The organism is Meridianimarinicoccus roseus (genome assembly GCF_003172915.1).
GTDB classification, from domain to species: Bacteria; Pseudomonadota; Alphaproteobacteria; order Rhodobacterales; family Rhodobacteraceae; genus Meridianimarinicoccus; species Meridianimarinicoccus roseus.
On the sequence record NZ_QGKU01000060.1, the window covers coordinates 110,167 to 136,627 of the forward strand.

Annotated in this window: 25 protein-coding genes and 1 pseudogene; 13 read left to right on the top strand and 13 right to left on the bottom strand. The window is 66.4% G+C overall.

All coding sequences use genetic code 11. From position 1 onward, the window contains the following. Positions 1-11: 11 nt before the first annotated feature. Positions 12-2,159, bottom strand: coding sequence for a serine/threonine protein kinase (locus DKT77_RS18695; protein ID WP_109813169.1), 2,148 nt, complete (start codon positions 2,157-2,159; stop codon positions 12-14). A 64-nt stretch (positions 2,160-2,223) separates the two neighbouring features. After that, on the bottom strand, positions 2,224-2,808 hold the full coding sequence (locus DKT77_RS18700) for an OmpA family protein (protein WP_109813201.1): 585 nt from the start codon (positions 2,806-2,808) through the stop codon (positions 2,224-2,226). Positions 2,809-2,976: 168 nt separating this feature from the next. Between DKT77_RS18700 and DKT77_RS18705 the strand changes: the two genes are divergently transcribed. Continuing rightward, positions 2,977-3,831 carry a M15 family metallopeptidase gene (locus DKT77_RS18705; protein WP_109813170.1) on the top strand — a complete coding sequence of 285 codons (855 nt, stop codon included), beginning with the start codon at positions 2,977-2,979 and terminating at the stop codon, positions 3,829-3,831. Positions 3,832-3,862: 31 nt separating this feature from the next. On the opposite strand, the gene DKT77_RS18710 is transcribed toward DKT77_RS18705, so the two are convergent. Beyond that, on the bottom strand, positions 3,863-4,489 hold the full coding sequence (locus DKT77_RS18710) for a hypothetical protein (protein ID WP_109813171.1): 627 nt from the start codon (positions 4,487-4,489) through the stop codon (positions 3,863-3,865). 117 nt (positions 4,490-4,606) lie between these two features. Here DKT77_RS18710 and DKT77_RS18715 point away from each other — a divergent pair, with 117 nt between their 5' ends. The 3 genes from DKT77_RS18715 to DKT77_RS18725 all read left to right on the top strand — a co-directional run bounded on the left by DKT77_RS18715 (position 4,607) and on the right by DKT77_RS18725 (position 7,971). Continuing rightward, positions 4,607-6,145 (top strand): caspase family protein, encoded by a 1,539-nt coding sequence (locus DKT77_RS18715; protein WP_109813172.1) that lies wholly within the window; start codon positions 4,607-4,609, stop codon positions 6,143-6,145. Positions 6,146-6,255: 110 nt separating this feature from the next. Beyond that, positions 6,256-6,570, top strand: coding sequence for a hypothetical protein (locus tag DKT77_RS18720; protein WP_109813173.1), 315 nt, complete (start codon positions 6,256-6,258; stop codon positions 6,568-6,570). Between the two features lie 114 nt (positions 6,571-6,684). Continuing rightward, positions 6,685-7,971, top strand: coding sequence for a hypothetical protein (locus DKT77_RS18725; RefSeq protein WP_109813174.1), 1,287 nt, complete (start codon positions 6,685-6,687; stop codon positions 7,969-7,971). Between the two features lie 47 nt (positions 7,972-8,018). Here the strand turns inward: DKT77_RS18725 and DKT77_RS18730 are convergent, their stop codons facing one another. Beyond that, a complete protein-coding gene (locus tag DKT77_RS18730) occupies positions 8,019-9,152 on the bottom strand; it encodes a class I SAM-dependent methyltransferase (RefSeq protein WP_238548015.1) in 1,134 nt (377 codons plus the stop codon). Between the two features lie 176 nt (positions 9,153-9,328). Between DKT77_RS18730 and DKT77_RS18735 the strand changes: the two genes are divergently transcribed. Together DKT77_RS18735 and DKT77_RS18740 are read left to right on the top strand one after the other, a co-directional pair. Then, the gene (locus DKT77_RS18735) at positions 9,329-10,426 is read left to right on the top strand and encodes an OmpA family protein (protein ID WP_238548016.1); all 1,098 of its coding nucleotides are present in this window, start codon (positions 9,329-9,331) and stop codon (positions 10,424-10,426) included. Beyond that, entirely contained in the window at positions 10,419-11,954 is a 1,536-nt protein-coding gene (locus tag DKT77_RS18740) for a caspase family protein (RefSeq protein WP_109813176.1), read from the top strand. The genes DKT77_RS18735 and DKT77_RS18740 overlap by 8 nt, the downstream gene beginning before the upstream one ends. 27 nt (positions 11,955-11,981) lie before the next feature. On the opposite strand, the gene DKT77_RS18745 is transcribed toward DKT77_RS18740, so the two are convergent. The 5 genes from DKT77_RS18745 to DKT77_RS18765 are packed head-to-tail and all read right to left on the bottom strand — an operon-like array spanning position 11,982 to position 15,810. Beyond that, positions 11,982-13,889: a DUF4384 domain-containing protein gene (locus DKT77_RS18745; protein ID WP_146205042.1), complete on the bottom strand. Its 1,908-nt coding sequence runs from the start codon at positions 13,887-13,889 to the stop codon at positions 11,982-11,984. Beyond that, positions 13,886-14,290, bottom strand: a complete 405-nt coding sequence (locus tag DKT77_RS18750; protein ID WP_109813178.1) for an ExbD/TolR family protein — start codon at positions 14,288-14,290, stop codon at positions 13,886-13,888. Before DKT77_RS18750 ends, DKT77_RS18745 begins: the two co-directional genes overlap by 4 nt. Next, on the bottom strand, positions 14,287-14,721 hold the full coding sequence (locus tag DKT77_RS18755) for an ExbD/TolR family protein (RefSeq protein WP_109813179.1): 435 nt from the start codon (positions 14,719-14,721) through the stop codon (positions 14,287-14,289). Before DKT77_RS18755 ends, DKT77_RS18750 begins: the two co-directional genes overlap by 4 nt. A 42-nt stretch (positions 14,722-14,763) precedes the next feature. After that, positions 14,764-15,384, bottom strand: coding sequence for a MotA/TolQ/ExbB proton channel family protein (locus DKT77_RS18760; protein WP_109813180.1), 621 nt, complete (start codon positions 15,382-15,384; stop codon positions 14,764-14,766). A 3-nt stretch (positions 15,385-15,387) separates the two neighbouring features. Continuing rightward, positions 15,388-15,810: a hypothetical protein gene (locus tag DKT77_RS18765; protein ID WP_109813181.1), complete on the bottom strand. Its 423-nt coding sequence runs from the start codon at positions 15,808-15,810 to the stop codon at positions 15,388-15,390. Positions 15,811-16,154: 344 nt separating this feature from the next. Here DKT77_RS18765 and DKT77_RS18770 point away from each other — a divergent pair, with 344 nt between their 5' ends. The 5 genes from DKT77_RS18770 to DKT77_RS18790 are packed head-to-tail and all read left to right on the top strand — an operon-like array spanning position 16,155 to position 21,227. Then, positions 16,155-18,173, top strand: a complete 2,019-nt coding sequence (locus tag DKT77_RS18770) for an FAD-dependent oxidoreductase (protein WP_109813182.1) — start codon at positions 16,155-16,157, stop codon at positions 18,171-18,173. 15 nt (positions 18,174-18,188) lie between these two features. Further along, a complete protein-coding gene (locus DKT77_RS18775) occupies positions 18,189-19,679 on the top strand; it encodes a cytochrome c3 family protein (RefSeq protein WP_109813183.1) in 1,491 nt (496 codons plus the stop codon). Between the two features lie 48 nt (positions 19,680-19,727). Continuing rightward, on the top strand, positions 19,728-20,297 hold the full coding sequence (locus DKT77_RS18780) for a Tll0287-like domain-containing protein (protein WP_109813184.1): 570 nt from the start codon (positions 19,728-19,730) through the stop codon (positions 20,295-20,297). Then, entirely contained in the window at positions 20,297-20,752 is a 456-nt protein-coding gene (locus DKT77_RS18785; RefSeq protein ID WP_109813185.1) for a c-type cytochrome, read from the top strand. Before DKT77_RS18780 ends, DKT77_RS18785 begins: the two co-directional genes overlap by 1 nt. Beyond that, positions 20,745-21,227, top strand: a complete 483-nt coding sequence (locus DKT77_RS18790) for a globin family protein (RefSeq protein ID WP_109813186.1) — start codon at positions 20,745-20,747, stop codon at positions 21,225-21,227. The genes DKT77_RS18785 and DKT77_RS18790 overlap by 8 nt, the downstream gene beginning before the upstream one ends. Before the next feature lie 209 nt (positions 21,228-21,436). Here DKT77_RS18790 and DKT77_RS18795 read toward each other — a convergent pair whose 3' ends face one another. Both DKT77_RS18795 and DKT77_RS18800 read right to left on the bottom strand, forming a co-directional pair. Then, positions 21,437-22,777, bottom strand: a complete 1,341-nt coding sequence (locus tag DKT77_RS18795; protein ID WP_238548017.1) for a TrkH family potassium uptake protein — start codon at positions 22,775-22,777, stop codon at positions 21,437-21,439. A 3-nt stretch (positions 22,778-22,780) separates the two neighbouring features. Then, positions 22,781-23,446 (bottom strand): potassium channel family protein, encoded by a 666-nt coding sequence (locus tag DKT77_RS18800; RefSeq protein WP_238548018.1) that lies wholly within the window; start codon positions 23,444-23,446, stop codon positions 22,781-22,783. Between the two features lie 271 nt (positions 23,447-23,717). Here DKT77_RS18800 and DKT77_RS18805 point away from each other — a divergent pair, with 271 nt between their 5' ends. Further along, positions 23,718-25,103 (top strand): metal-dependent hydrolase family protein, encoded by a 1,386-nt coding sequence (locus tag DKT77_RS18805; protein WP_238548019.1) that lies wholly within the window; start codon positions 23,718-23,720, stop codon positions 25,101-25,103. 316 nt (positions 25,104-25,419) lie between these two features. Here the strand turns inward: DKT77_RS18805 and DKT77_RS21215 are convergent, their stop codons facing one another. Together DKT77_RS21215 and DKT77_RS21220 are read right to left on the bottom strand one after the other, a co-directional pair. After that, the gene (locus tag DKT77_RS21215; RefSeq protein ID WP_420798331.1) at positions 25,420-25,719 is read right to left on the bottom strand and encodes a transposase; all 300 of its coding nucleotides are present in this window, start codon (positions 25,717-25,719) and stop codon (positions 25,420-25,422) included. Beyond that, a pseudogene (locus DKT77_RS21220) lies at positions 25,702-25,892 on the bottom strand (IS3 family transposase); the annotation flags it as partial. The pseudogene DKT77_RS21220 and the gene DKT77_RS21215, both read right to left, overlap by 18 nt. Before the next feature lie 366 nt (positions 25,893-26,258). Between DKT77_RS21220 and DKT77_RS21225 the strand changes: the two are divergent. After that, the coding region (locus tag DKT77_RS21225; protein WP_238547985.1) for a hypothetical protein at positions 26,259-26,461 on the top strand (203 nt) is incomplete at its 3' end.

The following is a 26,461-nucleotide window of genomic DNA, read 5'->3' on the forward strand; positions in this document are numbered from 1 at the left end:
GCAAGACCCTGTCAGGGCAGCGTCGTCGTCAACAGCCGTGTATCGAGCGAACCGACCTTCCCGCTGCGGGCGCCAAGCGCCTCTGCATAGCTCATGGCAGACTCGGTGGTGGGGCGCATCCCGTCGAGGAACGGCTCGTCGGCGTGGATCACCAGAACCTGGGTCTTCCCCAGCGCAGTTTCGTCCACCACGAAGGCCAGCTTCTTGCCACCCGAGTCGGCCGCCTCGGCCAGTGTATGAGCCAGCCGGATGGTGACTGGCCCGTCGCGCCCGTCGCGCAGCGCGGCCACGTCATTGCCGGGACGGTTCACGTTCGGCATCAGGTGGAACACCTTTCCCGACACGTCAAGCGCGGACACGAACAGGTAGCCGTCCGTCACACCGGCAGGGATCACGAGGTCGATCACGGGGTTTTGGCCGACACTGAAGATGCCGTCTGGCACCGCCGCACCGGTTTCCCCATCCATGAAGCGGATGTCGAAACCGCCCGGCGGCGCGGACGGGAGCACGGACTCGAACAGGCACAGCGTCTGGTTCAGCACCTGCGCGTCAATCGCCACTTCCCGGTGGCCCGAGATGCGTTCGATCGCGTCGGCCAGCCCGGCCTTGGCGCCCTCCGAGGCCAGCCACCCCTCCACGCGGATCAGATCCGCATTGGAATAACCAAGCGCGGGCGGGTCCACGAGCCGCAGGTCGCCGCAATCCTGGTAGGCCTTCAGGATCGGATCGAGCGCCGACGGCACAAGGATACGTGGACCGAGTTCGATCGCCGCATCCATTTCCATACCCGACACCGACGCGACAAGCCCCAGCGACCGGCCAATCGTGTCGTGTTCCGACTTGTCGAAAGTCAGCCCCTCGACCCGGACATCGTTGTTCACGACCTCGATCCGCCATTCTGGCAATGTTGCCACTGCTTCGAGGATATCGGTCACCGCGACACCCCAGTTATCCACGATGTTGCCGCGCGCCAGCGTGAAATCGGTGGTCCCGTCCATCGCGAGGATCTGCTGGCCGAGCGTCTGCGCCGCCTCTTCGGAGGGGACATGCCCCCTTCCGTAGATCGCGCCGGTGACTGGCCGCTCCATCACGATGCGGAACGGTTCAGCGAGAGGCAGGCCCGGAGTAAGGAACGGGTCGAGCACACCGCCGAGATAGGCCCCGCCCGCAGCCGCCAAAAGCCCCGCAGCACCAAGTGCCGCGAAAATCCCGCCGCGCCGCGAGGACCGACCCGCTCCGGCATCGGTCCCGGCGGAGGCCACGGTCGGAGAAGGGCGGGGTGCGTCCGAGGGCGCGCGCGGCGCGATCACAGTCGCCTCGTCCAGATCAGCCTGCCCGCCGGGCGCGGCACCACCCCGGATCAGCACCAGAAGTGCATCGGCATCCTGCAGGCGGCGGTCCGGGTCGGGCACTGTCATGCGGTCGATCACGGTCCTCAGCGGTTCAGGCACGCCCGACGTGTCCAGCGGCAGGCCTTTCTTCTCGATCACTTCGAGCGGGTTGTTCCCGATGTCGGGCGCCTTGCCGCGGAAGGTCGCAAGCAGCAACGCCCCGAGCGCGTAGAGGTCAGAGCGCGCATCGCTCTTGCCACTCAACTGTTCGGGGGCCGCATAAGCATACTTGCCGGCGAATTCGTTGCCGACCACGGTCTCGGCGCCTGGATTGCTGTCCTTGGCGATGCCGAAATCGATGATCACGGCCTCGGACGGGCTGCCGTTGCGCAGGATGATGTTGTCCGGCGATAGGTCGCGGTGGACGATCAGCTTCGCATGGGCGGCCTTCAGACCCTCGGCCACGCGTTCCGCCACGACCATAAGGTCCGACGCGGACATGCCGCCCGACTTCATCTTCTTGTCCAAGCCCGGACCGTCCACGTAATCCATCACGAGGAACACGTCGCCATTCGCGTTACGCTGGTTGTGATAGTAGCGCACGATCGCGTCGTGTCGGATCTCGCGGATGTCCTCCTCCCGCGTCATGAGGTTCAGGAACCCCTCGTCGCGGGAATACTCCGCGCGCAGAACCTTGAGCGCGACGCGATTGCCGGAAATCTCGCTGCGGGCCTGGTATACCTCGGACGTGCCGCCGCGCCCCAAGACCGCCTCGATCCGGTAGGTGTTGTTCAGAAGATCGCCGATCTTGAAGGTGGCAGCGCTCATGCCGCGCTGGTCCCGGTCCGGGGAGCGGCGGGGGGGCGATGCGGCGCGCGCGAGCGTGCCACGGTCAGCCGAGCACCTGGAACTCGACCCGGCGGTTCGCGTCCGCATTCGGATCTTCCGGCACGATCGGGGCGCGCTCGCCGACACCCACCGCTTGAAGCCGCTCCGCGGCGATGCCGCAGTCGGACACAAGGAAACGCTTCACTTCTTCGGCACGCAAGCGCGACAGACGTTCGTTGTAGGCTTCGGATCCGGAGGCATCCGTATGGCCGAGAATGCGGAATACCTGAACGTCGATCTGCGTCATGACCTTGCACAGCGTCGCCAGCTTCGGCTTCTGGTCCTCGCGCAGCGCGGCGCTGTCGAAGTCGAACGAGATGTTAATGTTCACCTGTTCCTCGGGTGGCAGCGTGTCGAAGCCGACGCGCGTGCCGCTGTCGGCGGTCACCGTGGTGTCGGCAGTCGCGGCGGGTGCCGCCGCCTGGGCCGCGCCGCCCGAAACGGGCGCGATCGACAGGCCGCGGGTCTTTTGTTTGTTGAACCTTTCGAGGATCTGCTCCTCGGTCATGGTCGCGCCATCGGCGCCTTGCGCATGGGCCGCCGGGGCCAAAGCGCAGAGGCAGACCAGTAGAACAGAAAGCCGTTTCATCATTCCTCGCCCTTTCCCGGTCAAACCTGCCGGAATACTACAAGATCACCTAATTCTTCACAACACCGTTGCACAGGTCTGTATCCTGAGGCACCGCGCACAGATTGACTTGCCGCCATCACCAAAGCACGCTGTGTGTTCAGTATCAGTTACCGGAGATCAACGCCCGTGCGCGCCATTATCGCCGCCATCATCGCCGCCATCGCGCTGCTTGCCGCGGGGCTCGTGTGGTTTGTGCTGCAAGGCACCGGACAGGACGCCGACGGGTTCGCAACGTCCCCGGGCCGCAGTGGTGGCGCCGCGGTGGACAGCGCCGCGCGGATCGAGATCGAGGTACTGCGCAAGCAGATCGAGACACTTCAGGACGAGGTTGGCGCATTGCGCGACCAAGTGCGCGGGCTTGCCGCCCGACCCGTGCCGCAATCCGTTGCGCCGGGTGACAACCGCGCCATCAACCACGGGCCGAACGCCATCATAGACACCTACGCGCAGGTCGTGCTGATCGCGCAGCGTCGGTCGATCAACGAAGGCCTACAGGTGGCCACGCCCGGCTTCCTGAAGGAGTTCCTCGGCAGTCCGCGCGAGACGCTCAGCGACAGTTGCGAGGAAATGACCAATCCGCAGCTGAAGTCTCTGCTAAGGGTAGAGCAGGTCGGACCGGTCAGGGTGCGCATGCTACAACCTGCGCTCGACAGTCTGGGGCGGGTGCTGGAAAATGTCCGCGCAGCCGATCAGGACCTTTACGACCGGATCAACACCGCCGGGTCGCTGTGCGTGCGGCAGATCCGGGGTACGCAGGGCCGGGTATCGAGCCATTCCTTCGGTCTCGCCGTCGATCTTAACATCGACGGGCAGCTTGATACGCTGGGCGACGGCAAGACCCAGCTTGGCCTGACGATCCTGGCCGATTTCTTCCGAGAGGAGGGCTGGATCTGGGGCGCAGGGTTCACCCGCGAGGATTCCATGCACTTCGAGATCAGCCGCGAGATGCTGGAACAGTGGCGTGCCGAGGGTAAGATCTGACAGGCCCAATGCGATCGCCAGGCGGCCGCATTCAGATCCCCGCAAGTGTATTGGAAATCGATTGCATGCTTGCCACGCGCTCTCTCAGGCGGGCCAGTTCCGGGTCGATGCTGGCCCCGGTACCCATCCCGTCGCTGATCAGGAGCGACCGGGTGCTAGCGAAGAACTCCTCTTGTTGGCGGGCGACGGTCAGCGTGTCGTCAACCTCAGCTTTAAGTCGTTCGTCGCGCACCGCCGCCTCGGCGGTGCCGGTCTGCCGCTCGGCCAGCGCAGCGCGCATTGCGCGGATGCTGTCATCCATGCGCGCATTGGTCGTGCGCAGGTCGGCCACCACCGCATCAAGCACCTGTTCCTCGCTGGCATAACGTTCCTGAAGCTGCTTGACATAACCGCCCGCCGCGGCCCCGCCCAGGCGGCCGATCTGCGCGCCCGAGAATGCGCCCTGAACCCCGCCGGCGGCCGCACCGATCAACGCGCCGGCGCCGGCACCGGCAAGGCCGCCTTCGCCGACCGTGCGCTGCAAAGCCTCGCGGCTTTCGCGCAGTTCGCGCTCGGCGGGGGTTTCCGGAGTGTAGGTGACCAGTTCGTCGCCGCAGCCCGAAAGGCCGAGGAAAACCGCCACCGCGAAGGTGCCGCAGGTTGCGCGAAGCGATATCATGACCCGATCTCCCAAATCCGCGCGGCCCGCGCCGAAAACCCTAGGCAGCACGCTAGCGAAGATGCAACACTGTGTCCACAAACGCGCAATTCCGTTCACTGCCCGGAGGCGAGGCCCATGCGTCTGATCCCGATCGTGCTGGTATTCTGCGCCGGGCTTGCCGGTCCGCTCTTCGCTGCCGACCGCGTTGCGCTGCTGATCGGGAATGCGGGCTATGCCAAGCCCGAACTGGAACTGGCCAACCCGATCAACGACGTGGACGCGCTGGCGGGCAGCCTGTCGCGGATCGGCTTCGACGTGATCGTGAGCCGGGATTCCACCCGCCCCGAGATGCGCGACGCACTCGACCGTTTCTCGCGTGAGGCGGAAGGGGCCGAGATGGCGCTGGTTTTCTATGCCGGTCATGGGGTGCAGGTCGCCGCCGAAAACTACCTGATCGGGGTGGAACTGGACGCGCTGACGCAACGCGCAGTCACCGAAGCCAGCGTCACGCTGAGCGAGATCCGCACGGCGGTGGACACGGCGCGCGCTGATCTGTCAATTATTATCCTAGATGCCTGCCGCAACAACCCGCTGGTGGAAACCGGCATAGCGCGGGGCGGCCTCGCGCAATCCTCGGGCACGGTGGGCACGCTGATCGCCTATTCCACTGATCCGGGCAATGTGGCGCTGGACGGGGTAGGCAGCAACAGCACCTTCACCGAAGCCATGCTGGAGCATCTGGAAACTCCCGGCATCGACGTGCGGATCATGTTCGGGCGGGTCCGGCAGGAAGTGGTGCGCGAGACGCGTGGGCTTCAGATCCCCTGGGTGGAAGAGTCCGTGCTGGGCGAACATTACCTCGTGCCCGGCACTCGGCCGAGCTATGTCGACGACGAGGTTCAGGCATGGCAAAGCGCCGAACGTTCGGGCAGCGTCGCAGCGCTGGGACGGTACCTCGAACGCTACCCGGACGGCCTGTTCGCGCAGATCGCGCAAAGCCGGATCGAGGCGCTGACCGGCACCGGTCCCGCGCCGCAGGGCGACCTGTTCGCCGCGCTGGACGACACCCCTGCGGTCGCCGCATCGCTGGAATTGCTGGGCTATGCCTCTGCCACACGGAACACGTCTGACATCGCAGGCAGCTATCTCGCTCAGGCTTTCGCCGACTGGCAGGCGACCAAGCGCGGCAGCAGCGGCACCGTCGACCGGCTGGTGGAGGAGGGTGCGCAGATGGCCGTATTCCTGGGCACCTACACCGCGGGCGTTCTGCGCAAGGATCTTCAGGCATTTCTTGCGATGGAGGAGAACCTTGACCTTGCCGAAGCCGATCTGGACCGCGCCGTCGCGCAATTCGGCAGCGACCCCGCCGCGCAACCGGTGATCGCCGAGATCGCGGCGAACGTCGCCGCCATGACCGCGCAGCGCGACGCCGTGGCAGAAAGGCTGGATGCCAGCCGCAGCTATTACCACGATCTGATCAACACCACCGAAGCCAGCTTTATGGAGATCATCTCCATGGACCTCGTGCCGCGCCACGGCGCTACCCGTGGCGGCACCGAGGTACCAAGCCGCGTTCTGGACGACGCGCGCACCTTCCTGCGCCAGCTCGACATAATGTCGCGTGCGCCGGATGGCTCCTACGCTTGGCTCACCGATTTCCTTGAGGAGGACTGACCATCGCAATTCCGACCCGCGCGACGGCAACGGGGCTGAGTCTGCTTCTCGCCGCCTGCACAGTTTCCGAGAACCCTGCCGATGGTGGCTTTCTGTCCGGTGTGTCCGGCTTGTCCGGCGGCACCTATGATGACCGCATCGCGGAACGCACCGCAGCCGTGCAGACAGAACAGGAGCGGCAGGCGCAACTGACCGCAGAATTGTCCGGTCTTGAGGCCGAATACGCCGCTCTGCAACGCGAGATCATCGCGCGGCGCTCCGAGGCGGCGGCGGCCGGCAAGCCGATCCCGGCCGATCTCGACGCCGATGTGCGGGCGACCCTGGCTTCCGTGCCGACCGGCGCAAGCGATGCCGCGCGGCTGGAAAACTATCGCAAGGCCGTGGCCGACGCGCGTCGGCTTTCGAACCGTCTTGCTAATATCTAACGCGGCGTTAATCATAATCACAAAAAGCCATTACGCTGAATGATCTACCGCGCGCAGGCTCTGAACCCGCCGCGCGCAACGCAGACATCAAGAGCCTGACAGGGGATTGGAACGATGTTCAAGAGCAGCACCGACGGCAAACCGAAGACCATGAGCAGCTTCATCCGGGCCGGCGCAGTGACAGCCGCGCTGATGGTACCATTCGCGGCACATGCAGCCGACAGCTTCGTGATCAGCGTCACCGCCAACGGCGTGACGTCCACCAACTCCACACGGACACTCGAGGACTTCGTGGATCTGGGCCTGTCCTCGACCGGGCTGGAAAGCCTGAACCCGAACTACACCGACACGACCCCGGCCACCGTCGGGCTGAACTTCCGGGGCCTGCCGATGACGGTCGTCTATCCCGACAGCGGGCCGGGACTTGTCTATACCGTGCCCGAACTGGGCTTCAGCCGCGCCTTCAACGCTGGCGCGACCCGCGCCCAGAACGAAGAAGCGCTGGAAAACTTTCTTGAGACCGACCAGGAAGGGCTCCTCAGCCGCATCCTGAACTACTTCGTCGAGGAGACCGGGACCGACCCGGTGGCGGGCAACCCGGCGTCGCTGCAATCCACCATGATCGCATCGGACTTCTCGGTCGGTACCGGGCTGGGGGCTGGCAACTCGTTTCAGGCATCAAGCGGCGCCGGAGGCGGCGAGGGGCGACGCAACGTGTACGGTCTGGGCGCTCGTCTCGGCCGGTTCTCGGTCGACGGCAACGACATCACCACGGTGGACCTGCCTCTGACCTTCGTGCGGCCGCTGTCAGACCCGCGCTATGCGCTTATCATCGACCTGCCGCTGACCTATGTCGAAACCAACGGCTCGCAATCCGCGGCCGCTTCGCTGGGAATCGGGATGCGCGTACCGATCACGACGCGCTGGACGCTGACGCCGATGGTCCGCGCAGGGGCGACCGGATCGGTTGACCTGGGATCGCTTGCCGCGCTCTATTCGGGCAGCCTGTCGTCGTCCTACCGGTTCAATGTCGGCCAGACCGAAGTCAATATCGGCAACATGCTGTCCTACATCAGCACCACCGGCCTGAGTGACACCGTTGACGATTTCGACGTCGACTACGATCTGCAGAACTCGGTCACACGGAACGGTATCGGAGTGTCCGGGCCGCTGGCCTACAAGCTGTTCGGGGCCGACACGACATGGGAAGCTTCCGTCGTGAACACCCAGATCTTCGGCGACGCGGTCTATATCGACAACTATACCGACATCGCGGTGTCGTTCGGCACGCAGCAATCGCGCAACGGGCTGACCTGGGATGCGATCCGGATCGGCTTCACCTATACCGTCGGAAACAACGGCTTCCAGGGCGGACGTTTGAACTTCGGCTACCAATTCTGACCGGGATCGGCCGCGCGCCGCGCCAAGCGAGGCGGCGCGCGGCCGGATCACACACGTATCGGCGTAACCCTGCGGATCCCATACCCATTCGCGTGAGACGCGGCCAGCAGCGGCTCCCACAGGCCCTGCAACTTCGTTTCCCGGCGCCGCACGGACACGCCGATATGCTCCGCAGCGTTGCGCAGCTCGTTGGCCTGCGCCTCGTTTGCACCGGCAACATAGACATGCCCGTCAAGGCGCCCGCAGCCCAGATCGGCGTGGCGCGCGGCGAACCCGCCATAGGCCGCGATCAGAAGCGTTCCGGGGCGCGCCTGCTCCACAATTCGGGCCTCCAGCGCGCGCATCGCGGCCTCGTCCCGCATCGGGCGATAGAAATAGATCACGTCATAGTCGCCGTAAGCCTCGAAGGTCAGGGCGTCGGCCTGCATTACATGGCACTGCCCCAGACCCATCGCGTCGAAAAGCGCCTTCGCGGTGTCGGCATAGCCCACATCGAACTCGATCCCGTCGGCGCGTTCGAAAAACTCCACCGCCGACACGACCTTCAGGCCGGCCCCGCACCCTACGTCGAGAAACCGCGCGCCGTGGCGCCGACGCTGCGCCAGGAAGGCGCGGTAGGCCGCATGGGCATGTTCCAGAAACACGCTGTTGGACAGCCCGATATCGGGGTAACACCCATGATCATAGGCGGCGGCGTCCTGACTTTGCGGGTTCAGAAGCTTGTGCAAGCTATTGAACAGCGTGTCGCTCACATCTGCCTGGGTGACAGCGGCGGCAGGCCGACCGTCCGAGGCCCAGTACAACGGTTGCGGAGTTGGCGGGGCCTGCTGCGCGATCAGGGCCTGGATCTCGTGCCATTGGTTCATGTCCGACCGAAGCCTGTCGGCCCGCATACGCAGCGTGTACCAGCGCGGCGGCAGCAGCGGACGACCGCCCTCGGCCTCCGCGCGGGCGCGCGCTTCGGCCGCAAGTCGGCTTTCCGCGATGTTGAGCTTGGGCAGCAACGCCGAGACGTCCCGCACGTAACCGGTGATCCGGCGCTGGCAGGCGATTATCCGTGCGCTGTCGCAGGGCAGGGGGCGGGCCAGTTCGGTCGCGATTTCGGCGCAATCCCGGGTTACATGTGCGACCAGAGTGTCGAATTCCCGTTCCAGAACGTCGATGTCGTCGAGCAATTCCATTTCAAGTTTACCCCCTTCGGCGTATGAAGACTGTAACGAGGCTTCACCAAATCGCAATTTCTTTGCCGTGTCGTGAGGCACGGAGTCCCTGCCTTGCGCGTGGCATTCAGACAAAGACATTCCGTCGGAACCGGCGAGATGCTAGCATCAATTTTGACACCGAGAGGGAGGTGACCGTGAAACCGATCCTGCGCAACATCACGCGGACAGCCGTATCGACGTCATCCACGCTGGGATATGTGCTGCTCATGATACTGCTTCTGGTCCCGGCCGCACGCCTGAACGCGCAGGACGCGTTCGCGAGCGGCTGGAGCCTGCAACCCGATGCCTCCGCGTTGCGGTTCCAGTCCGTCAAGAACGACACCAAGGTGGAATCCAGCACCTTCGCCACCTTCAACGGCGAGATCGAACCAGACGGAACAGCGACGGTTCGCGTGCTGCTCGATTCCGTCGACACCAAGGTCGATCTGCGCAACGTGCGTATGCGGTTCCTGTTCTTCGAGACGTTCCAGTACCCTGAGGCGGTGATCACGGCCCGGATCGACCCTGCGGTCCTGGCAGATTTGCCGCAGGTACGGCGCAAGAGCGTGCCGCTGACGTATACCCTGTCTTTGCACGGAGTGACGCAAGAGATGACCAGCGATGTGGCGGTAACGCTGCTGACCAACGATCTGGTTTCGGTCGCCTCCAGCGCGCCGGTGCCAGTCGCGACCGCGCCCTTCAACCTCGATGGCGGTATCGCCAAGCTGGAGGAAGCGGCGGGAGTGAGGATCGTGCCGCTGGCCACCGTGACCTTCGACTTCGTGTTCACCCGAAACAGTCCCGCAGGCGGCGCCACCGTCGCCGCAGCGCCCGCCGTTGCCGTCCCGATCAAGGCTGCGCTGGAACCTGAGGGGAATTTCGATCTCGAAGCCTGCAAGGGCCGGTTCGAGATCCTGTCGCGCACCGACAATATCAATTTCTCCTCCGGCAGCGCGCGGCTGGACCCGCAAAGCGCTTTCCTGCTCGACAGCATCGCGGACATCGTGGCGCGCTGCCCGGACCTGCGCATCGTCGTCGCCGGGCACACCGACTCGGACGGTCCCGCAGCGGCGAACCAGCAGCTTTCCGAACAGCGCGCCGCGTCGGTGGTGGGCTATCTGCTGTCGCACGGTGTAGGCTCGTCGAACCTGACCAGCATCGGCTACGGCGAAAGCCGCCCTCTGGTGCCCAACGACACGGCGCAGAACAAGAAACGCAACCGGCGCATCGAGTTCACGGTGGCTGATGGCTGAACTTCGCTCCCGCATCCTCGGACTCTGCCTCGCCCTGCTGGCGGCGCTGTGGTCCAGCACCGCCGTCGCGACTGACCGCATCGCACTTGTGATCGGGAACGGCGCCTACCGCAATGTCACGCCGCTCGACAATCCGGTCACCGATGCCGCCGATATGGCGGCGACACTCGAAGCGGCGGGGTTCACAGTCACGCTGCTGCTAGATGCTGACCAGCCGACGCTCAATAGCAGCATTGCAGGGTTCGGACGTGCGCTGCGCGACGCCGGGCGGGACGCGACAGGCTTGTTCTACTACGCTGGGCACGGCGTGCAGTCTTTCGGCACCAACTATCTCGTGCCGGTCGAGGCCGCGTTGAAGAACGCCGCCGATCTCGACCTCGTGGCGGTGGCCGCCGATTCCGTGCTGCGGCAGATGAACTCCGCCCGGAACAGGACCAACATCGTCATCCTGGATGCCTGCCGCGACAATCCGTTCGAAGCGATCCCGGACATGGATGATAACGGACTGGCGGAAATGAACGCGCCGACCGGCACCTTCCTGTCCTATTCTACGGCGCCGGGCGCCGTCGCGCTGGACGGGCTGGACGGCAACAGCCCGTTCACCCGGTCGCTACTGGATCACATCCCCCAGCCCGGCCTGCCGATCGAGCAGCTTTTCAAGACCGTGCGCATCGACGTGCTGGACCGGACGGGCGGTCGGCAGGTGCCATGGGACGCCTCGTCGCTGACCGGCGATTTCACCTTCGTGCCAGCCGCTCCGGAACCCGCTGCCGCACCGCCCGACGATATCGACCTTGCCTGGAATGCCGTGCGCGACACACGCGATTCGCTACAACTGCTGCTGTTTCTGCGCGCCTATCCGGACAGCCACTTCGCAGATCAGGCGCGCGACATGCTCAACGGGCTGATGGTGTCGGAACTTTCGCCTCCGTCGCCGTCACAGCAGGCCGCCGCGCCGCCCCCTGAACCGCCCGCGCCCGCCGCCGCGCCCGCCAGCGACGCTGAGCGCGCACTGATCGAAACAGCGCGCGTGTCAGGCAGCGCAGTGGATTATCAGGCCTATCTCGACACCTTTCCCGATGGCACTTATGCGGAACTCGCCCGCTTCGAACTGGCGCTTCTGGCGGAAAAGGAGAGGGACGCGCAACAAAGTACGGTGATCGCGGCGCTGCCGGGCAGCGACCGCGCCCTGCAGATCGCACGCGACGCGGAACCAGGCCTCGTGCCGCCGACGGGTCCCGTAACCTTCGAGGGCGCACTGGAGACCGGCGGGCCGGGCATCGTCGGCGAAAGCCTTGCCGCGCTGATCCGCGGATCACCCGCCTACCCGCCGATCGAAGGGCTTCCAGAGTCGATCTGGAAGGACGCCACCTGTTCCACCTGTCATCAATGGACCCGTGAGGCGCTTTGCACGCAGGCCGGCACTTACGTTGCCGAAGCCGCGCCGGGTGCGCTGGCCAAGTCGCATCCGTTGGGCGGTGGGTTTAAACACAATCTGCGCTACTGGGCGGAAGGCGGCTGCCAATGATCGGACGCCGGGGCGCCACGGGCAGGTTCAACGCGGGCGGGTCTGCACGAAGAAGTAAACCCATTCGCCCTTGAACGCTGGGTCCGCCGCGCGGGCCGCCGCCACCCGATCCTTCAGAAAGTCGAGGTAAGGCGCAGCCGGTTCCACCAGCGGGCGCAGCCCAGAATAGAGCGGCCGCGACGTGGCGAAGGCGACCATGATCTCATCCCCGAAGGGCGGGCTTACCGTGATCTCCAGTCCCGGGCGCCCGTCACCGCCGCGCCCCACCGTCACGTCCTGCTTCGCCCCGATCGCTTCCAGCGGCACGATCTCGTTGGGCTGAAGGTGCAGCACGTTGCCGTCGGCATCGAAGTAATCGATATAGAAATAGGACGGATAGTCGGGCCCGGTCAGATCAAAGAACAGCCGCTCCCCCTCGTCGAAGCGGTAGACCCGCGCATGGGTGTCTGGCCCCACCACGCGGGGGTTGCGTGCCTGTTCCGTGGATTGCGCCAGCCCCACAGCCGCGATCCCTGCAAGCGCACCACAGGTCGGCCGTGGCAGGATCAGCAGGTCGTCCGCTAAAGGGATCGACGCACCGACCTGCCCCTGCAAAGCGGCAAGAATCGGCTTGCGCAGACCATCCTCGGGGATGTGCCCCTTGATCTGCAATTGGCCGGTTTCGGGCAGAAAGGTTGTCTGCAACCGGGCGCAAGGCACCGAGGCAAGAAGCCCGGCGATGCCGTCTCGCACGTGGCCTGCGCTGGCGTCGCTGGCAGCCAGATCGCCCGGCTGCATGAACGCCCCGATGGCCGCGAGCGAGGCCGGGTCCACCCTGTCACTGCCGCCGCCTGTCCAGGCAAGCGCGGCTGTCACATGCTCGGTCGCCGGGGCTGCGGACGGCGCCTGCACCGCCATGTCCGCGGGCGGCAGACCGCTTGCCGCTTCGCCCTCCGCCAAGCCTTGCAGGGCGGCCACGGCGGGTGGCTGCGACTGCTGCGCCGCAAGGGCAGGGTCGGGGCGAACGGTCGGCAGGCGCAGCGCCAGCGCCCCGGTGCTTGAAACGGCCGGCGACTCCGCTGGCGGGGCGGCCGACGTGGCGGGCTGGCTTTGCTCTGCGGCGGCGGTCACGCGTCCGGCCGGGGCCGCCAAGGGGCGCGCGGCGGCCGGGGCCAGTTCCGCGGTCTCCACCCGCACCGCGGCCGCCAAACCGGCCTGAAGGACCGCCGCCGCCTCCGCCGGATCGCGGGTTGGGGCAGGCGCAGCGGCGGTATCCCCGGGCTCCAGCCGCGCATCGGCCAAGCTTGGCAGCGCTTGAGCCACGTCTGCACGCGGCAGCACCTCACCCGTCGGCGCCCCCCCCGGAGCAGTGAGCGCCGCGAGCGCCGGACCGGATGGAAGCGCAAGCGCAGCCGTCTCGGGGGCAGTTTCCACTGCCGCTGCCTTGTCTGAGATCCGGGCCGCAGAAACGGGCGCGGCGCCGGGGAGCTCAGCGGGCAGGGTGCCCATCAGCACATCCGCCGCCGCGGCAACCGGCGCAAGGCGCGAGGCGGAAGGCAAACGTCCGGTCTGTGGCACGGTTGCGGCCGCAGGCAGCGGAGCGGCAGGGACCGTTTCAAGGCGCGGGTCTGCCGCCACCGGCACGCTCGACGGTCGCAGAGCCTCCGCTTGCGGCGCGGCAAGCGCGGCGGGACGGACCTGCGACACAGGCACGGCGGCCCCGGCGATGGAACTGCCCGGCGCAGCCGGTTCAAGCGCCCTCTCGCCCCGCGGATCCGCCGCCGCTGCCTCGGCGCGGTCCACCGCGTAGGCCGCGACGTTCAGCCGGGACTGCGCGGCGGGCTGCTGCGGTGCAATGTCAGGCGCGACCGCAAGGCCAACAATGGCCAGCAGCACCCCGTGCGCCGCCATCGACGCGGCCACAGCCAGGCCCCAGGCGCCTGCGCCGCGCATCATGGCGGCCCGGGCGTGACGACCAGAACGATGTCGCTTGCACCCAGGGCCTCGATCTCGGCCGCGAGAGGCAGAACACCGCTGAGCGGCGCAGCCGCGTGCGCGTTGATCCGCACCCGCAGGTCTGGTTCGCGGGCAAGCCGGTCGGCAATCACGCGCATCAGCGGCGCACGGTCAAGCGCGGCGCCATCCAGCGCCAGCGCCCCATCCGCGGCGATGGCGACGGTCGCCCCGCCGCCGGGCAGATCGGCGCCGGTCAGCGCTACGGGCGGCGTTACCTCGAACGGGGCGGTCGCGTCCATCCGCCCGACCAGCAAGAAAAACACCAGCAGGAAGAACACCACGTCGATCAGTGCGACGATGGTTTCGGGCGCGCCGCGCCGGGGTGGCCGGGCCAGCTTCACGGACGCGGTTCCAGCCGGATGATGCGCACCCGTGTGACCCCGGCCCGTGTCACCGCGTCCATCGCCGAGACCAGCGCCTGCACATCCGCCGCGCCCGACGGCAGCACCAGCACCTCGAGCGCGGGGTCCTGCGCGCGCGCGTCGGCCAGCATCTCGGTCAGCGCGGTCGGCTCCAGCGGCACACCGCGAAACACGCTGCGGCCGTCCGCGCCGATGCGGATCAGCAGCGGCCCATCGGCCGTAGCGGCATCGGCGACCGCGGCGACACCTCCCTGAGCTGGCCCGTCCGGCGCGGCCTCGGCCACCGGGATCATGTCGAGATCGAGATAGGTGGATGTGACCATGAAGAAGACCAGCATGATCATCAGCACGTCGACCATCGCCACCAGCGACACCACCACCCCTTGCCGATGTCTGCGCGTGATCTGCATGGCCCGGGCCCCCTTGCCCGTCGCCCCAGGCTGGGGCCTTGATCAGTCCAGCCGGTCTTCGATCGCGAAGAGTCGCCCCACCGTCGCCTCGATCCGCTGCGCGACGGTTTCCACGCGCGCGGCCAGCAACGTCGCAGCGATGGCCGCCGGGATCGCAACCACCAGCCCCACCGCCGTCGTAAGCAGCGCCTGCCAGATGCCCGCTGCCAGCAGCGAGGCGTTGGCTGCACCCTCGGCCAGTGCCAGTTCCCGGAAGGCCTGGATCATCCCCAGCACGGTGCCCAGAAGACCCATAAGAGGGCTGACCATCGCTGTCAGTTCCAGGAACCGGATGTTACGGTTCAACACGGCGATTTCGGCATTCCCACGCCATTCGAGGTCGTCGTCCAGCACTGCGCGCGGCAGGCCGGACCGCAGGCCGGTCATCGCCTGCCGCAGCAACCGGTCCACCGCCGTTCGGCCCTGCTCCATCGCCGCCAGCGCCGCCGTCCTGTCGCCTTCGGACCACAGGTGCAGGGCCCGTTCGCGGTCCGACTCTCCGGAGAGGGCGCCGGACAGTTGCAGAAGCTTGGCCGCGATCACGGTCAGGGACACCAGCGACAAGAGCGCGAGGATCATCACGATCGGCCCGCCGGCCAGCATCACGTCCAGCAACGCGGACACGGGTTATTTCACCAGCGGGGCGGAGGCGCGGCTGGCCAGATCCATCACCGCGAAGCAATCCGCCTCTTCCGCGTTCTGCGGCTTGCAGCTTGTCACGTCGTGCAAAAGGATCTCGGAAATCGCGGAGCATCCTGTTTCGGGGATTTCGAACAGCTTCAGCGTCGTGCGGTCGGCGGGGAGCGGGGCCGCGTCGATGGTCAGCAGCCGGTCGATCACGCCGCCCTGATCGAGGATCGCCAGCGAAACCTCGAAGCCCTCGAACGCCGTGCCGGTGCGGTTGCGGAACAGGAAGAAGGCGCGGCAGCCGCCGGTATCGCTGTCCTCGAACTTGTTCAACTCCACGGTGAGCCGCCCGTCCTGCGCCGCGCCGGGCTGTGCCGCCAGCGCAAGGCAGGCCGCGCCCGCCGCCAGAATTGCGTTACGCATCTTGATCCCTCCCGCCGGTGCAGCTGGGGTCAAGCCAACGGGATAAGGCGTGCCTGGTCAAGTTATCTTTGCGCGGCGCGATTGCCGCCAAGACCCGCTGGACATTTCGCAAATCGCACAGAAATGCGACGCTTTCGGGCCGCGCGGCGCGGTTGTGCGGCACAGGCTGCGACAAGCTGTTCCAGATCGCCGCAAGCAGTTGAACGGAATCGTTCCGCCCCCATAGCGTTAACCAGTGGCCCAACGGTGGGCTGCCACACGTCGCACCAAGCGGCTTCACCACATCTGGGCAACGGCGCTCCTCCCCCGATATCCCGGCACATGCCGGGCCGAGAGGCGTCACAATGGCCGTTCACGCAGAAACGCTGGAGCTTCGACAGGACAGGCCCGCCGACGCGGTCCCGGCAGCCCAGTGCGCGCGTGGGCTGAACGTTGTCGTGGTGGGTAGTGGGCCGGTAGGGATGCGCGCGGCACAAACGCTTCTGCAGGACGGGCACGCCGTCACCGTACTCAGCGAGCAGGCCATGCCCCCTTACAACCGCGTGCGGCTGACCCCGTTGCTGAGCGGCGACGTGCAGTTCGGCGAGATCATTCTGCCGCATCCGGTGGGCGACGCCTCTGGCGTCGCGCTGCACCTCGGTCGCCGCGTCGTCGGCATCCACCGCGATGCGCGACAAGTCGTGACGGCAGATGGTGCGCTGTGGCCCTATGACCGGCTCGTGCTGGCGACCGGCTCTCATGCCTTCGTGCCCGGCATTCCCGGCACCAACTTGCCGGGCGTGATGACGTTCCGCACGGCGGAGGACGCCTCGGCGCTGCTGGCGCGGTCTTTTTCGGCGCGGCGGGTGGCAGTGATCGGCGGCGGCCTTCTGGGGCTGGAGGCCGCACGCGGGATGCGGCGGCGTCAGTGCGAGGTCACGGTGATCGAACACGAGGGTCGGCTCATGCCGCGCCAACTGGATCAAGTCGGCGGCGCGCTTCTGGCCGACCGCATCGCCACGCTTGGCGTCGCGGTGCGCACCGGCGTGGCGGTCCGCACCATCGCCGGCGGCGTGCGCGTCGAGGCACTGGAGCTTGCTGATGGCGACCGGGTGGCCTGCGATACGGTAATCGTCTGCACCGGTGTGCGTGCGAATACCGGCCTGGCGCGGGAGGCCGGGCTTGCCTTTGACCGCGGCATCCTTGTGGACGAAGCGATGCGCACCAGCGATCCCGACATCTTCGCCGTTGGCGAATGCGCGCAGGCGGGCGGGCAGCTTTACGGGCTGGTCGGGCCCGGCTACCTGCAGGCCGAAACAGCGGCTGCCGCCATCGGTGGGCGCCGGGCGTGCTTTTCGGGTGTGGCGCCGGCGACCAAGCTGAAGGTGATCGGCGCCGATGTCTTTTCCGCCGGCGAGATCGAACAACTGGAGGTGCGCGCCAACGTCCGCAGCCATACTTGGCGTGACGGGCCGGACTATCGCCGGATCTTCGTCGAACGCGGCCGCCTCGCCGGGGCGCTGTCTGTCGGGGCCTGGGCGCAGTCCAGCCGGGTGCAGGACGCGGTGCAGGCCGGCGCGACGGTCTATCCCTGGATGATCCACCGGTTCCGGCGCAGCGGGTCGCTCTGGCCCGAGGCTGAAATCGACAGCTGCGATCGCCCCGCGGCTGCGACGCTGTGCAACTGCACCGGCGTCACCTACGGACAGGTGCGCGGCGTGATCGGCACGGGTGCGAGCAGCGTGGAGGCCATCGGCCTCGGGTGCGGAGCGGGAACGGTCTGCGGAACCTGCAAGCCGCTGCTGGCCGAGATGTTGGACGCTGGGGCGCCGCCCGCCGCCGTGCCACTGTGGCGTCCGGTGCTGGGCTTGTCGGCACTGGCGCTGGCGATCGCCGCACTGCCGGTACTGGCCGGGTATGTCCCTCTGCCTGCCGCCTATGACCCTGAAAGCCTGCGGGTCTGGTTGTGGCAGGACAACATTGTCAAGCAATGGAGCGGCTTCATCCTTTTGGGGATCACGCTGGCCGCTTTTGCCATCGGTCTGCGCAAGCGGCTACGCGTCATTGACCGGCTGGGCGGGTTCGACGGCTGGCGGCTGGCGCATGTGCTTATCGGCGCGGCGGCGCTTGCCGGGCTGTTCGCGCACACGGGATTCAACCTTGGCGCGAACTGGAACGGAGCACTTGGTTGGGTGTTCCTTGCTGTGCTCGCGATCGGAGCCGTCACCGGGATTGCGACCGGAGGGGACCATGCCCTGCGCGCACGGCGCATCGGCAGCGCCCGCACGCCGCCCCGCACCGTGCCGGTCTGGCTACATGTGTTTGCCGTCTGGCCGCTGCCGGTGCTGATCGCGCTGCATGTCCTTGCGTCCTATGCATTCTGAGACGAGGGCACCGGCATGAGCACGCGCCTTTTGTGGATCATCTGGATCGCGGCCAGCCTTCTGCTGGCCAGCGCAGCGCTGGCCCGACTTTACATAGGGGGCGACCGCACCGCCTTCCTGCCCGGCGACACGCACGGGGTGCACCACCAGATCGAACTGGCCTGCGAAAGCTGCCACATCTCCGACAGCTTCGCCTCGCAGGCCACCGTTCGGAAAGACATCAACAAGACCTGCGTGACCTGCCACAAGGAAGAGCTGAAAGCATCTGACGACAGCCACCCGATCAAGAAGTTCAAGAACCCGCGCATGGCGGCTTACTGGGAACTGATCGACGCGCGGTTCTGCACCTCTTGCCACATGGAACACCAACCCGAGATCACGATCGCCGGACTCGTCACGCTGCCGGGCGACTTTTGCGTCGCGTGCCATTCGGAGGGCGAGCAGGACGTGCGCGTGAACCGCGCCAGCCATGCTGATCTGACCTTCGAGACCTGCGCCAGCGCCGGCTGCCACAACTTCCACGACAATCGGGCGCTCTATGAGGATTTCCTGGTCAAGCATGCCGATGCGCCTTGGCTTGCCCCGTCGCCGGTGCATGCGGCGCAGGCGATGGCGCGCACCCGCCCGCGCCCGGACGGAGCGGAGATCGCGGCCTATCTTGCGGCCGTCGACGCACCGGAGCGGGCCCGCGATCCGCTTGCCGAGGCGCATTGGGCCGCCTCGGCCCATGCGGCAGCCGAGGTAGGCTGCGGCGGATGTCACGCACCGAAAGCCGAAACGCCCGCGCAGTTGGCTGCGGACTGGACCGACCATCCCGCCGAGGCCGTCTGCACGGAGTGTCACCGCCCCCAGGCGGCGACCTTCGCGGAAGGACGCCACGGGATGCGCCGCCACCCCGAGCTAGCGCCACCGCGCCAGGCGGACCGGATGCTCGGGCGGCTGGGGCTGTCGGATCCACCCGAAGCGCTGGTGGCCGCCGTCGAGGCGTGGATCGCGGACCCGGACTTGCCCGGCGCCATGGGCACGGCCGAGGCCCGTATCCCTATGGCGGCGGAAGCGCACGGGCAATCGCTGACCTGCGCGACCTGCCACGCACCGCACGAGCAGGACCTTGCCTTCGCCGCCGCCGGAGCGTGCCTGACCTGTCACACTGACGATCACAGCGCCGCCTACGAGGGCAGCCCGCACCATGCGCTCTGGCAGGCCGAAATGTCCGGGAACGCGGCACCCGGCAGCGGCGTGAGTTGCGCCACCTGCCACCTGCCTAAGACCGAGCGCCGCGGCGCGGTCACCACTTCGCACAACCAGAGCGACACTCTTCGCCCCAATGAAAAGATGATCAGGCCGGTCTGCATGGACTGTCACGGTCTGGCCTTCGCCATCGACGCGCTGGCCGACCCGGCGCTGGTCGCGAACAACTTCAGGGGCACACCGGATCGCCGCATCGAAAGCATCGATTGGGCGACAAGCCGCGTGGACCGGCCGGACGAAGGCGCCAACCAATGACCCGGCCGACCACGCATCCCGCATCAAGACGACACAGGAGCCATCAGTATGAAAGCTAAAGCCACGAAGATCAAAGCCGCAATCCTGTGCGGCATGCTCGGCACGGCCGCCGTTCCGGCCGTTTCGGACGGCATGGACTACAGCACCGTCACCGATCTGCTTCACCTCGTGATGAGTTCGGATCGCACGGTCTATACCCGGATGATCGTCAACCGCCTCGCGGTGGAAGAGGGCGTGATCAAGGCGTCTGAACACTACATGGATGAAAAGGCGCTGGTGTTGCCCGCGCAGATGTTCCGTTACGGCGCCGAGATGGTGGCCGAGGAAACAGACGAGTTCTCGTACTCGCTGCTGTCGCTCTGGCCAATCAACAAGCAGAACGCACCGACCACCGACATGGAACGCGAGGGGCTCGAATACATCGCCGCAAATCCGGGCGAGAATTTCTACGGCGAGGAAGACCTCGGCGGGACGACCTATTTCACGGCGGTCTACCCCGATGTCGCCGTCGCCGAAGCCTGCTGGGCCTGCCACAACGATCACAAGGACACCCCGCGCAGCGACTTCAAGGCCGGGGACGTGATGGGCGGCGTGGTCATCCGCATCCCGATGGACTGATGCGCCGGATCGCCCCGCTTCTCGCGGCGGTTCTTGCCGCCTCCGCAGGACTGGCCGCCGACCCGGTCGCCAGCCCGGCGGGGCTGGACGGTTTCGTGCGGACGGACCGTTTGCCCATGCCGCCCGATCCCTTCCTTGCGGTCGGCCGCACGGTCTGGGGCGCCACCTGCGAGAATTGCCACGGCGGGAACAAGCTGACCGGGGCGCCCAAGATCACGTCCACGGCGGATTGGGCGCCCCGCATCGCGCAGGGCATGGACCTTCTGGTCGCGCACGCGACCGACGGCTTCATGGGACCACGCTTCACTGAAATGCCCGCACGCGGCGGCAACGCCGCGCTCGGCGATGCCGAAGTGGCCGCTGCCGTCGCCTTCATGGTCTGGGCGAGCGGCGGTGCCGAGGCGGCACTGGACTTCGCCAGACCCTTTCAAACCAAGGAAAACGAACATGAATGACACCCAGATCGCACTGATCCAGGACAGCTTCGCCAAGGTGGTTCCGATCAAGGACGCCGCGGCGGAGCTGTTCTATAGCGACCTGTTCGAAACGGCCCCCGAAGTGAAACCATATTTCGCGGGCAGCAACATGAAGGACCAGGGCGCCAAGCTGATGGCCACGCTGGGCGTGGTGGTCAACGGACTGCGCGATCTGGACAAGATCGTGCCGGTGGCCCAGCAGCTTGCTGTCCGCCATGTCGGTTACGGCGTGAAGGCCGAGGACTACGACAAGGTCGGCGCATCCCTGCTGCGCACCCTGGAGAAGGGCCTGGGCGATGCCTTCACCCCTGAGGTCAAGGAAGCCTGGACCGCGGCCTACACGACACTGGCAGGCGTGATGTGCGAAGCGGCCTACCCGGCGAAGCCAACAGGTCTGCGCGGCTTTATCGCGAAAGTGTTTCCCGGCACCGGGCCAAAGGTCCAGCAGGCCTGACCCCTGAACCGGACGGACGGGCCCCGGTGGCGGCCCGCCAGTCCGGCGCAGGAAGGCGGCACGCTGCCGTGACGCCCGCCGAACGGGATCTCGACCCGGTTGCAGCGTCTGAAAAGGCGCTTGTCATGTATGACCCGGTGTCTGCGCGCCTAGGGGACAGGAACGCATGCCCCGCTTGCCAGACCGACAAGACGCCGACCTTATCCGGGTCACCCGAGAAACACCCTGCTGGCGGGATAGCCAAGCCGTGGTTTGGCGCGTGTGGCGAGGAAGAAACCGAGCGTCAGGGGACCCACGCGCCCGATGAACATCACCGCCACGATCACGGCACGGCCGAAGCCGTCCAATTCACCAGTAGCACCGCGCGACAGGCCAACGGTGCCGAAGGCCGATGTCACCTCGAACGCAAGATCAAGAAAATCGCCGTCGTGGGAGATCGTGATCAGGAAGATCGCCATGAACACCGTCAGGATGCTGACCATCGTCAGCGCAAGCACCTTCATCACCTCTTCCGGTCCAAGGCTGCGGCCGAAGATGTGCAATTGCTGGCGGCGACGGAAAAAAGCAAGCGTCGCCAGCAGCAGCACGATGAAGGTCGTGACCTTGATGCCGCCCGCGGTGGATGTACTGCCCCCGCCGATCACCATCAACGACATGAACATCATCGACGTGCTGTCGTGGAGGCCGCCGATGTCGACCGTGTTGAAGCCGGCAGTGCGGGTCGTGACGCCCTGAAACCAACTGGCCCAGAACCGGTCATGCAGCGGCAGGGCACCCAGCGTGCGCGGGTTGTTCCATTCGAGCGCCGCAAACATCACCACGGACCAGACGATCAGTGCGAGGGTGCCGACGACCATCAGCTTGGTGTGCAACGAAAACGCTTGCCAGCCGCGCCTTTCATAGAGCTCGGTTACCACGATGAACCCCAGCCCGCCAAAGATGAAAAGCGCGGGCACGGTCAGATTGACGACCGGATTGCCGACCCAGCCCGTCAGGCTGTCAGGAAAAAGCGCGAAGCCCGCGTTGTTGAAGGCCGACACCGTGTGAAACAGCGCCTGCCAGAGCCCCTCGGCCCAGCCGAATTCCGGGACAAAGACGACGGACAACAGCATCACGCCAACGAGTTCGCATGCCAGAACGACCTTGAGGATGCCGCGCACAAGCACCATCAGATCGGAAATCGAAGTCTGGTTGAGATCCTCGCGCAGGAACATGCGTTGCGACATGCTGACCGGCAGGCCCAGCATCGAAAGCACGAGTACGGCGAAGGTCATCAGGCCCAGCCCCCCAAGCTGGACCAGCACCATCACCACGCCCTGGCCGAAAACCGTCAGGTCGCTGCCCGTGTCGATCACGACCAGCCCGGTCACCGTGACAGCCGAGGCTGCGGTGAAGATGGCATCCGACCAGGTGATCGGCGCGGGCGTTGCCACAGGCAGCATCAGCAGCCCGGCGCCCAACGTGATCAGCACCGCGTAAAGCGCTGCGAGGATCGCGGGTGGCGGGATCTTCAGCCGACCGCCCCGCTTCGCCCATCGCAAGCGCCGCAAGGCTCAGAGCCCGTCCGCGAAACGGCGCAGGTTCTCGCGCCGACCGAGCAGCAGTAGCTTGTCGTCTGCCTTCAGTTCCAGCGCTCCGGAGTCGCAGGACAGGAACTCGCTGCCGCGCATAAGGCCGAGCGCGCGCAGTTCGAACTTGTCGCGCAGGCCCAGTCCATCGACCCGCTTGCCCTCGAGGCTGCCCGGAACCCGGAAATCGACGACATGGAACCCGTTCCCAAGGCTGACATAGTCTCGCACGAGCGGATTGTGCAGCATCTGCGCAATGTGCCGACCGATTTCCTGTTCCGGCTGGATGACGCGGTCGGCGCCCAGCTTGGTCAGAATGCGGTGATGCGTGCGGCTCATCGCTTTGACCCAAATGGTTGGCACGCCCAGCAGCTTGGCGTTCATGGTGCACAGAATGCTGGCCTCGAGCTCTTCGCCGATAGCGATCACGGCCACGTCGTAGTTCCCGACTCCCGCCTCGCGCAGCGCCTGCTCGTCGCGCCCGTCGGCAATCACGGCCTCTGCCAGCGTATCGGCCACGCGCGACACGTTGCGGTCGACCGTGTCGATCCCGAGCACATGATTTCCGAAACGTGCGAGTTCCGACGCAACGGTGGTGCCGAAGGTGCCAAGGCCGATGACGGCGAAACTTCGGGACTTCTGTCTGGCCACATTTCCCTCCGATGATCCGCGCGGGGCGGGCATTGCATCGACACTGGTCTACAAGCGTGTCCGTACTACAAAGTTCCCACGTATCTGGACCCAGGTCGTGCCGCACGATCATGGGCAACACAGCCTGATTGAAAGGGCCAACGTTAACCTTAGGGGAACCACGGATTATCCCGCAGGTTTGCAAGTATCGGAGATGCTCATGTGCCTTTCATGTCTTCAGCCAGATCCGCAGACAGGCGCGCGGATCGATATGTGCCTGTGCGGGGCGCCCTTGACCCAGGCCGCATTCAACCGGGTTTCGGCCGATCTTGATCGGCGCCGGTTTCTGGGCGGGACGGCAGCGGTGCTGGGTCTATTCGCAGGCTTCGGCCTTGGCCCGGGCCATGCAAGCGGGCAGGACGCCGGACGCCCGATCCTTCTGACCAACCTGCGCTATTTCGACGGCACCACGCTGCGGATGCAGGGCGGTCGCGATATCCTGATCGAAGGCGGTCGGATCAAGGCCCTTGTTCCGACGGGCCAAGGGCCAGAAGACGCCAAGCGGATCGATTGTGCCGGGCGCGGGGTGATCCCCGGCCTGATTGATGCGCATTGGCATACGACGCTGGCTGGCGTCACGCAAACCCAGGCTATGGCGGCCGATATCGGGTTCGTTCATCTGATGGCGGGGCGCGAGGCCGGTGCGACCCTCATGAGAGGGTTCACCACCGTTCGGGATACCGGCGGTCCGGCGTTTGGCCTTCAACTCGCCATTGACAGGGGCGTTTTGCCCGGCCCGCGCATCTTTCCGTCCGGCGCGATGATTTCGCAGACCTCGGGTCATGGCGATTTTCGCTTGCTGAACGAAGTGCCCCGCGCCGCCGGTGATCTGAGCCATTCCGAACGTGTTGGAGTCGCGGCCATCGCCGACGGGCGCGACGGCGTGCTGCGCCGCACGCGAGAGCAACTGATGAAGGGCGCCAGTCAGATCAAGATCATGGCAGGGGGCGGTGTATCTTCGCTCTATGACCCGCTCGAGTCCGTGCAATACCTCGAGGAAGAGATGCGCGCCGCAGTCGAGGCGGCGGCCGATTGGGGCACCTACGTCTGCGCGCATGTCTACACATCTGCCGGCATCCAGCGGGCCTTGCGGGCGGGTGTGAAATCCATCGAACACGGCCAACTTGCAGATAGCGAGACCATCGCCATGATGCGCGACGAAGGGGCATGGTGGTCCATACAACCATTCCTCGCGGACGAGGACGCGAACCCGAAAAGCGATCCTCGCCAGGAGGCCAAACAACTCGAAGTTGCGGAAGGCACGATCCGGGCCTTTGAGGAAGGGCGCGCCTCGGGCGTGCGAATGGCCTTCGGCACCGACATCCTCATGAACCCGCGCGGTACAATCAGTCAGGGCCGCCAACTCGCGAAACTCACGCGTTTCATGGCCCCCCTAGAGGCGCTCCGCATGGCGACCGGCGCGGCGGGTGAGTTGCTTGGCCTTTCAGGGGCGCGGGCACCTTACGATGGCCGCCTGGGTGTGATTGAAGAGGGTGCACTGGCCGACCTGCTGGTGGTAGAGGGCGATCCCGAGAAGGATCTGGATTGGCTGGACGATCCGCGGGCGAACCTTGTCCTGATCATGAAGGATGGTGCCGTCGTGAAGGATCAATTGTGATGATCGGGTCGGCCTTGCCCACCCGGCCATGTGACCGCGATGCCGACATGCGTGTCCGCCGTTCTGGGTCCAGTGTATCAACGACCCTTTGACTGCGGTTCTTGGTCAAGCGTTTCTTTGTATCCTTGGCGGGGTCATGGTCCTTTTCGCGGTCATGGCCTCATGTTGGTGTTCGGCTCGGGTGCCTTCGAGGGACGCAACGCAGGTGCCTTGTCGGGCCGCGGCCGATTGAACGAGGTCAGCACGGCCGCCGTCCCGGCGGGACATCACAGGCATGGCGCCAGTCCGGCAATCCCGGGGTCGGGTCGTGCATCGGTCATGTCGGCATCTCTTTGCCCCGTTCGAAGACCGTCCCGTCGACCCGGATGCGGTGAAGGATCACGGCCAGCTTCCGGGCGACGGCGACCTGCGCCGTCTTCGTGCCGTTGCGCCCGACAAGGCGCAGGCCGCATGCTTTCAGCGCGCGCCATCTCTTTGTTCGGTGCGGCAGGACGCTGGCCGCCGCGAACAGACAGGTCCTCGGCAGCCGGTCGCCCCATCGCGACACGCCGCCGCTGGTGTCGGTTTCCCCGGATCGCTCGCGACGCGGGGTCGGACCGAGCCAGGCGCCGACCAGGCGTTCGAGATCCCCGGGCAGGCAGTAATGCTCTCGCAGCGGTTCTTCATGGTCTGGGGCCACAGCTCGATCTTGCCCTGTGTCTGCGGATGGCATGGCGCACGGCGGACGTGCCGCATGCCCTTGTCCTCGAGATGGCCGGCCAGGTCGCCGGCGAGGTCGGACCAGCCGTTCGCCACGGGCCTCGCACCGTTCATGGATGGCTCCCGCGTGGCAAGGGCTTTTCGTGGCAATCTGGCACCCGGTCGGCTGCGGCCATTTCTTCGGCGTCTGTCTGCAGCACGGTGGCGGCGCGCCCTGATGAAAGTCCGCCAGGCTGCCGCTGGTCCCGATCGTTGCGCCGCAGGCGCACCTTGGGTGCGACGGCACGCGTCCGAAGCGCGCCGGTCCGAACAGGGTATCCCGGCAGCTTGTCGGCCTGACGGCCATCATCCCACCATGCCATCTCGGGCAGGACCGACTGGTCCCGGGTCTTTCAGGCGGCCTGCGCCGCGTCATGGCAGGTTCCGTTTCTCGTCAGGGACCAGAGACTCCGCGCCATGGGGTTCGCAAGGGCAATCGCGGCCTGCTTCGTGGTCTTTCGCTGCGGCAACCGCCACAACCCGTCGCCGCCGGGCTGCCCGCGTCGGCGGGCGATCATCACGCCCGACACGCCGTACGTCTGCCCTCGGCACGACCTGCGTCAGCTGGCGGGCGAGAAACTCTCGGGCCTCGTGGGCCATCACAAGCGCCCGCGTCTCCG

What these genes read in the sequence shown, in the direction of transcription:
- DKT77_RS18695 (WP_109813169.1), bottom strand. Translation starts at nt 2,159, where the DNA reads ATGAGCGCTGCCACCTTCAAGATCGGCGATCTTCTGAACAACACCTAC.
- DKT77_RS18700 (WP_109813201.1), bottom strand. Translation starts at nt 2,808, where the DNA reads ATGAAACGGCTTTCTGTTCTACTGGTCTGCCTCTGCGCTTTGGCCCCG.
- DKT77_RS18710 (WP_109813171.1), bottom strand. Translation starts at nt 4,489, where the DNA reads ATGATATCGCTTCGCGCAACCTGCGGCACCTTCGCGGTGGCGGTTTTC.
- DKT77_RS18715 (WP_109813172.1), top strand. Translation starts at nt 4,607, where the DNA reads ATGCGTCTGATCCCGATCGTGCTGGTATTCTGCGCCGGGCTTGCCGGT.
- DKT77_RS18725 (WP_109813174.1), top strand. Translation starts at nt 6,685, where the DNA reads ATGTTCAAGAGCAGCACCGACGGCAAACCGAAGACCATGAGCAGCTTC.
- DKT77_RS18730 (WP_238548015.1), bottom strand. Translation starts at nt 9,152, where the DNA reads ATGGAATTGCTCGACGACATCGACGTTCTGGAACGGGAATTCGACACT.
- DKT77_RS18740 (WP_109813176.1), top strand. Translation starts at nt 10,419, where the DNA reads ATGGCTGAACTTCGCTCCCGCATCCTCGGACTCTGCCTCGCCCTGCTG.
- DKT77_RS18745 (WP_146205042.1), bottom strand. Translation starts at nt 13,889, where the DNA reads ATGATGCGCGGCGCAGGCGCCTGGGGCCTGGCTGTGGCCGCGTCGATG.
- DKT77_RS18755 (WP_109813179.1), bottom strand. Translation starts at nt 14,721, where the DNA reads ATGCAGATCACGCGCAGACATCGGCAAGGGGTGGTGGTGTCGCTGGTG.
- DKT77_RS18765 (WP_109813181.1), bottom strand. Translation starts at nt 15,810, where the DNA reads ATGCGTAACGCAATTCTGGCGGCGGGCGCGGCCTGCCTTGCGCTGGCG.
- DKT77_RS18770 (WP_109813182.1), top strand. Translation starts at nt 16,155, where the DNA reads ATGGCCGTTCACGCAGAAACGCTGGAGCTTCGACAGGACAGGCCCGCC.
- DKT77_RS18775 (WP_109813183.1), top strand. Translation starts at nt 18,189, where the DNA reads ATGAGCACGCGCCTTTTGTGGATCATCTGGATCGCGGCCAGCCTTCTG.
- DKT77_RS18780 (WP_109813184.1), top strand. Translation starts at nt 19,728, where the DNA reads ATGAAAGCTAAAGCCACGAAGATCAAAGCCGCAATCCTGTGCGGCATG.
- DKT77_RS18785 (WP_109813185.1), top strand. Translation starts at nt 20,297, where the DNA reads ATGCGCCGGATCGCCCCGCTTCTCGCGGCGGTTCTTGCCGCCTCCGCA.
- DKT77_RS18790 (WP_109813186.1), top strand. Translation starts at nt 20,745, where the DNA reads ATGAATGACACCCAGATCGCACTGATCCAGGACAGCTTCGCCAAGGTG.